This window comes from Psychrobacillus sp. (genome assembly GCF_056205495.1).
On the sequence record NZ_JBAEAP010000294.1, the window covers coordinates 1 to 3,933 of the forward strand.

Sequence of the window (3,933 nt, forward strand, 5' to 3'; positions counted from 1 at the left end):
AATAATATGGTTACCAAATACTAATGCAAACAAGACGGCGATGGCTGCTCCAATTAGATTAGACTGTATTTGTTCAATTACAGTTAAGTAAGATCTATAGATAGATGGTTGAAGTGCAAAAATAGCGGCTATTCCTGCAAAGACAGGATTAGGAAGCTGAAGTAATTCAGCTATAAATAAGGCAAATACTATAGCCACTCCAGTCTTAAATATACGTGCTCCTAATTTCATTCCATCCTATCCCTTCGTTAACGGTTATTTCATTGAATTATTTAATTGGGCAAAAGCATTATTGACCGCTTTAATTGTCTCTACTATATCATGTTCTGTATGAGCGGTAGTAATAAACCAAGCTTCATACTTAGAAGGAGCCAAGTTAATGCCTTGTTCAAGCATAAGCTTAAAGAATTTAGCGAACATTTCACCATCACTAGCCTCTGCTTGCTCGTAGTTTTCTACTTTAACATCGGTAAAATAAACAGAAAGTGCACCTTTTATGCGATTGATTGTAATCGTAATATTATTTTCCTTAGCAGCATCCAAAATTCCTGCCTCTAACAGTGCACCTAGTCTATCTAGTTCTTCGTATAGACCAGGAGCTTGAAGTACTTCTAAACAAGCGATGCCTGCTTGCATGGACGCCGGATTACCTGCCATCGTTCCAGCCTGATAGGCAGGTCCAAGTGGTGCCACCTGCTCCATAACTTCTTTTTTGCCGCCATATGCACCGATGGGAAGACCTCCACCAATAATTTTTCCTAATGCGGTTAAGTCTGGTGTGTGACCAAGCAAAGTAGATGCCGCTCCATAGTGGAATCGGAACGCAGTAATTACCTCATCATAAATCACAAGAGCTCCTTTATCTTTAGCGATTTCATGAACTAAAGATAAAAACCCTTCATTAGGCTCCACCATTCCAAAGTTTCCTACGATCGGTTCAACTAATATACAGGCTAGTTCTTCTCCCCATTTTTCCATCGCATCCTTGTAGGCTTGAGGATCATTGAACGGAATCGTGATAACCTCTTTTGCGATAGATTGTGGCACGCCTGCAGAATCTGGAGTTCCAAGAGTAGCAGGACCTGAACCTGCAGCTACTAACACTAAATCAGAGTGCCCGTGATAACAGCCAGCAAATTTCATTACCTTTGTTCTTCCGGTATATGCACGAGCCACACGTATAGTAGTCATCACTGCTTCCGTACCTGAATTTACAAAGCGAACTTTATCCATAGAAGGGATTGCATCTTTTAGCATTTTAGCAAAAACCACTTCATGCTTTGTAGGAGTACCATATAATAGACCCGTTTGTGCTGCTTTTGTAATAGCTTCAGTTATGTGTGGGTGGGCATGCCCGGTAATGATAGGGCCATAAGCTGCTAGGTAATCGATATATTTATTGCCGTCCACATCATAGAAGTATGCACCTTCCGCTCTTTCCATGACAACGGGTGCTCCGCCACCAACGGCTTTATAGGAACGTGAAGGACTATTTACCCCACCAACTATATGTTCTAATGCTTGTACTTGAATTTGTTCAGATTGTGTATGTTTCAAATGTTTTACCTCCATTATAAATGTATGTAAGATGAAAATTATAACTTGTCTATCCTAAAACTTCTAGTAATAGTTGGGTATTTTTATATTTTAGACAAAAAAGAGGAAAAAGGCTAAAGAAATTGAACATACTTATAAAGTTAGTTACGATATAACTAATTAATCGAGGAGGGATATTGATGGAAAAATTAGAAGGAATGGTTGCCCCCAAGTTTTCATTAAAAAATGAAAAGGGTGAAATTATATCGCTGGATGACTTTGCTGGAAAACAGTATGTTGTTCTGTACTTTTACCCTAAAGACTCTACACCTGGGTGTACGACAGAGGCTTGTGAATTCAGAGACGCAAATGCTGATTTTTCGGATTTAAATGCAGTTATTCTGGGAGTAAGTGCAGATGATGAGAAGGCGCACACTAAGTTTATAGAGAAGCATGGACTTCCGTTTTCATTATTAATAGATGATACTCATGAAATTTCTGAGGCTTACGGTGTTTGGAAATTGAAGAAAAACTTCGGAAAAGAATATATGGGTATCGAACGAACAACCTTTTTAATAGATCCAACCGGAACTGTTGTGAAGGAATGGAGAAAAGTTAAAGTAAAAGATCATGTAGAAGAAGTGTTACATACATTAAAATCCTTAATCAAAGATGGTGAATGATTGATGAAAGTACTTTTTTCTTTTTTACCAAAGGAAGAGCAACAGTTAAGGTTAACCAATCAGTTTCCACAAATAGATTTTATCTTTCAAAAAGGATTAAATGAAAAAGAGTTAGAAACTGCCGATATTGTTGTCACATATGGAGAAGACCTTAAAGCCTTCCATATAAACAGTGCAAAAGAGCTGAAGTGGATTATGGTTGCCTCTGCAGGCTTAGAAAAGATGCCCTTAAAGGAAATAGCAGACCGCAATATTTTACTCACAAATGTTAGAGGGATCCATAAAACTCCGATGGCTGAATCCGTTTTAGCTCATATACTTTCTATAAAGAAATCGTTGCCAGTAGTTGCAGAAAATCAGCGCAATGCAAATTGGTCAAAAAGAGTTCCTTCTTCGGAGCTTTTTGGCTCTACTGCCTTAATATTAGGGCCAGGAGCAATAGGGGGAGAAGTGGGAAGATTATTGCAGGCCTTTGGAGTTAAGACAATCGGTTGTAATCGAAGCGGAAATACTGCTTCTTACATGGACGAGATGATATCTTTTGGATCTATAAAAGAAATGCTACCTCAAGCAGATATAGTAGTATCTATTCTGCCAAGTACGGAGGAAACAAGAGGGTTGCTAACATATGAGCATTTTCAGTCTATGAAAGAGAGTGCTATTTTTATGAATTACGGACGCGGAGATCTAGTGAAAGAACTGGACCTATTAAAAGCCCTGGAAAACAAATGCATTGCTTACGCAGTGTTAGATGTGTTCGAGCAGGAACCGTTAGAAAGTGACCATCCTTTTTGGCGTATGCCAAATGTGATTGTTTCCCCGCACATTTCTAGTCATTCCTCACAATACGTAGTGAGGGCGCTTGAAATTTTCTCTAGAAATTTAGTGGCGTTTCTAAAACAAGAGAATGATATTGAGAATGTAATAGATGCAACACGGGGATACTAAAAATGTATAATACTATGTTAATAGCCGAAAAATTTGACATTAAGGACAGTTCCTCTTTATAATAATTATAAACTTATCATTTAATAATGATTATAAAGAGAGGTGCATAGCGATGACGGAAGTACATTTAAGAGACGCTTTAGATACATTGAAATCTACCGGTGTACGTATAACGCCTCAACGCCATGCGATTCTGGAATTTATTATTCAATCTATGTCCCATCCCACTGCGGACGATATATATAAAGCGCTTGAAAGTAAATTTCCTAGCATGAGCGTTGCCACAGTCTATAACAACTTACGTGTGTTTAGAGAAGCTGGCTTAGTAAAGGAATTAACATATGGTGATAATTCAAGCCGTTTTGATTTTATCACAAATGATCACTACCATATGATTTGTAACTCTTGTGGTAAAATAGTTGACTTCCATTATCCAGGATTAGATGAAGTAGAGCATCTTGCCTCTCACTTGACCGGATATGATGTTAGCTCTCACCGAATGGAAATCTACGGTACGTGTCCTACCTGTAAAGAACAAGCAACTAAAGTCCAATAAAAAAACCGAGCGTTTATTCGCTCGGTTTTTCTTATGGTTAAATAGGGCGGGCGTTTATGACCGCACTCAATACATAAGAAATTCGTGATAAATTTGTAAGCAAGCCTTACATATGCAATTGCCTCATTTGTTTGAAAGAAGAGAACTCATTTCTTAAGGTTTACAAAGAGGTGGGGTAGAAAAGTTTTTCTTATATTTTCCCTTTTAGTT

Annotated in this window: 5 protein-coding genes; 3 read left to right on the forward strand and 2 right to left on the reverse strand. The window is 38.1% G+C overall.

All coding sequences use genetic code 11. The features are described 5' to 3' along the window. Nucleotides 1-231 (reverse strand): aromatic acid exporter family protein (locus AC06OU_RS08570; RefSeq protein ID WP_475855208.1); only part of this gene is annotated, 231 nt, incomplete at its 3' end. Nucleotides 232-255: 24 nt separating this feature from the next. Beyond that, complete coding sequence (locus AC06OU_RS08575; RefSeq protein WP_475855209.1) at nucleotides 256-1,557, reverse strand: glutamate-1-semialdehyde 2,1-aminomutase; 1,302 nt, start codon at nucleotides 1,555-1,557, stop codon at nucleotides 256-258. 179 nt (nucleotides 1,558-1,736) lie between these two features. Between AC06OU_RS08575 and bcp the strand changes: the two genes are divergently transcribed. From bcp to perR, 3 genes are all read left to right on the forward strand, one after another. Next, entirely contained in the window at nucleotides 1,737-2,219 is a 483-nt protein-coding gene (bcp, locus tag AC06OU_RS08580) for a thioredoxin-dependent thiol peroxidase (RefSeq protein ID WP_251556936.1), read from the forward strand. A 3-nt stretch (nucleotides 2,220-2,222) separates the two neighbouring features. Continuing rightward, a complete protein-coding gene (locus AC06OU_RS08585) occupies nucleotides 2,223-3,167 on the forward strand; it encodes a D-2-hydroxyacid dehydrogenase (protein ID WP_475855211.1) in 945 nt (314 codons plus the stop codon). 112 nt (nucleotides 3,168-3,279) lie between these two features. Beyond that, nucleotides 3,280-3,723, forward strand: coding sequence for a peroxide-responsive transcriptional repressor PerR (gene perR, locus AC06OU_RS08590; protein WP_169360749.1), 444 nt, complete (start codon nucleotides 3,280-3,282; stop codon nucleotides 3,721-3,723). The last annotated feature ends 210 nt before the right edge of the window (nucleotides 3,724-3,933 follow it).